The sequence below is a fragment of the Mycobacterium sp. genome (assembly GCF_035314665.1).
GTDB lineage: Bacteria > Actinomycetota > Actinomycetes > Mycobacteriales > Mycobacteriaceae > Mycobacterium.
Window position 1 is genome coordinate 1 of sequence record NZ_DATFZD010000143.1, and the last position, 3,038, is coordinate 3,038.

The 3,038-nt window shown below is 64.8% G+C and carries 2 protein-coding genes; both read left to right on the forward strand.

Features of this window, described 5'->3' with window-relative positions; all coding sequences use genetic code 11:
* Nucleotides 1–590: 590 nt before the first annotated feature.
* A complete protein-coding gene (istA, locus tag VKI00_RS11440) occupies nt 591–2,126 on the forward strand; it encodes an IS21 family transposase (RefSeq protein WP_324437574.1) in 1,536 nt (511 codons plus the stop codon).
* Nucleotides 2,127–2,187: 61 nt separating this feature from the next.
* Nucleotides 2,188–2,943, forward strand: a complete 756-nt coding sequence (istB, locus tag VKI00_RS11445) for an IS21-like element helper ATPase IstB (protein ID WP_324437575.1) — start codon at nt 2,188–2,190, stop codon at nt 2,941–2,943.
* The last annotated feature ends 95 nt before the right edge of the window (nt 2,944–3,038 follow it).

Consider the following 3,038-nt stretch of genomic DNA (forward strand, 5'->3'; position numbering starts at 1 on the left):
CTTTGGCGACCGCGGCAATTTCTGCGGCCAGCGACTCGGTCGTTCTCAGTGGAGCTGCCGGGAATCGAACCCGGCGCAAATATCCCGCTGACCTGCAGAAACGCTCAATTTGACGACGCGAAAGCACGCGAAACGACGCGAAACGACCTGCGGAAACACGGGGCGTGTTGATGGCATCAACACTCTCCCTAACGCCCCAGCCCGCAACGCAGGGTGTACGTAATCTCGCCGTTCACAGCGAGGCAGATGTTGATCAATGGCCCGCGATGATCGACTGGCTAATCGACCAGCAATTCCGGTTCAGGGAAGCGGTTGAAGCGGTTGGCGGCCTGGGACCTCTTGCTGACCTAGACCAGCGCGCCCCAGCCGGGCGACCTCGCCGTGACGGCCTTTGCAGCTGGTTGTCAGCGGTCACGTAATTCCCCAGTTCTGAGGGGTTGTCCGTCACGTAATTCCCCACCTTCCGTCACGTAATTCCCCACCCCTGGGGCGTGTCCGGCGGGGGTTGGGGTGCTGCTCAGGTTCGCTCCGTTCAGGTGCCCCGCCAGGGGTCCTGGAAGGGGCCTGAGTTGGCGAGGAGATCGTGGAACGTGACTGACTTCGTGGAGATGTTCCGGCACTGGAACGCCGGCCGATCCCAGGTGCAGATCAATGAAGCACTCAACATCGACCGCAAGACGATCCGCAAGTATTTGGCCCCGGCGCTGGCCGAGGGTCTGCAACCGAACCCGGGCGAGTTCGACGAAGAGTTGTGGCGGGCACGGATAGGACGCTGGTTCCCTGAGCTGGTGGACCCGGCGGCGCGGGCGCTGAGCTGGCCACTGATCGGAGCCCATCACCAGTGGATCACCGATCAGCTGAAGGTGCCGGTAACGGTGGCGACCATCGCGCAGCGGCTTCGTGACGACCACGGTGTCGCGGTGTCGGAATCGACGGTACGGCGTTACATTGCAACCGCTTTCGCTGAGGAGCGTCTCGAAGGCAAGGTCACGGTGCCCAGGGGTGCGGTCGAACCCGGGAGCGAGGCCCAGATCGATTACGGCAAGCTCGGCATGTGGTGGGACCCGGCATCTGGCCGCCGTGTTGCAGTGTGGGTGTTCGCGATGGTCCTGTCGTGCTCACGGGCCTTGTTCGTTCAACCGGTACTACGGATGGACCAAACATCCTGGAACGCTTCGCATGTGGCGGCGTTCGAGTTCTTCGGAGGTGTCCCGGCGCGGTTGGTGTGCGACAACCTCAAGACCGGGGTGACGCGCCCGGATCTGTATGACCCGCAGATGAACCTGGCCTACGGTGAACTCGCCAACTTTTACGGCGCCCTGATCGACCCGGCGCGGGCCCGCAAACCGAAGGACAAACCGCGGATCGAGCGGCCGATGCCCTACATTCGGGACTCGTTCTTCGCCGGCCGCGAGTTCGCCTCCCTGGCCCAGATGCAGAGCGCCGCCATCCGGTGGGCCACCGAGGTCTACGGAGTTCACAAGCACCGCGGCCTGGATGGTCAGACCCCGGCATCGGTGTTCACCGCGATCGAGGCCGGTGCGCTGATGCCGTTGCCGCCCAGAGCGTTTGAATCCGTCGTCTACAGCCTCGGGCGCGTCGCCCCGGACTGTCACGTCAAGTCCGGGAAAGCGTTGTACTCGGTGCCGTGGCGACTCATCGGCCAACAGGTCACCGTGCGCACCGTCGGTGACGTCGTGCAGATCTTCCACGACGACACCGTCGTGGCGACCCACGTGTTGCATCTGTCGGGACGCTCGACGAACTTCGAGCACTACCCGCCGCACAAGATCGCCCACACGCTGCGCAGCGTGAGCTGGTGTCGAACCCAGGCCGAGCAGATCGGGCCCGGCACGGTCGCGATCGTCGCCGACCTCTCGCAGGTGAACGCCATCCACCGCCTGCGCGCCATCCAGGGAATCATCCGTCTCCGGGAGACATACGGCGATACCCGCCTCGATGCCGCCTGCGCCAGAGCACTACAGGTCGGGGATCCGAACTACCGCACCGTCAAGGGCATCTTGGTCGCCGGCACCGAACACGGCGACGACCCACCCGCACCCGCCCCGACACCACCGGCGATCCTGCGCGGCCCCGACGCGTTCGACACCGACCTCACCGCCTGACCGTCACCACGATTCACCGAACGCATTCTGCTGCAACCACATCAACGAAACGGACCTTGCCATGACCATTCACGATCCCAGCCTGCGCGCCGCACTCAAGACCCTCAAACTCACCGGCATGCTCGACACCCTCGATGCCCGCCTCGCCCAAACCCGCGACGGGAAGCTCGGCCACCTCGAATTCCTGCAGGTGCTCTGCGAAGACGAGATTGCCCGCCGCGAAACAGCCGCCCTGGCGCGGCGAGTGCGCCGCGCCCGCTTCGAACAACACTCCACCTTCGAGGACTTCGACTTCACCGTCAGCCCGAAACTGCCCGCCGCGATGCTGCGCGACCTCTCCGCGCTGCGCTGGCTCGAGGCCGGGGAGTCGGTGATCCTCTACGGACCCGTCGGCGTCGGGAAAACCCATGTGGCACAAGCACTTGGACATCAAGTGGCCCGACGTGGCGGTGATATCCGCTTCGTCAAATGCTCCCGCATGCTCGCCGACCTCGCCGGTGGACACGCTGATCGCACCATCGGCCAACGCCTGCGTGAATACACCCGCCCCCTGGTCCTCATCGTCGACGACTTCGCCATGCGCGAACACACCCCGACCCAAAGCGACGACCTCTACGACCTGGTCTCCGACCGCGCCATCGCCGCCAAACCGCTCATCCTGACCAGCAACCGGGCACCCAAGGACTGGTACCCACTGTTCCCCAACCCCGTCGTCGCCGAATCACTGCTCGACCGCCTGATCAACACCAGCCACCAAGTACTCATGGACGGCCCGTCCTACCGGCCCCGGAAACGACCCGGCACCGCCGCCACCTGACACCCACCCCGCGCTTCGCTACCCTCACCACAGCAGCACCCGAACCTGGGGAATTACGTGACGGCTACCCCTGGGGAATTACGCGACCGTGGACA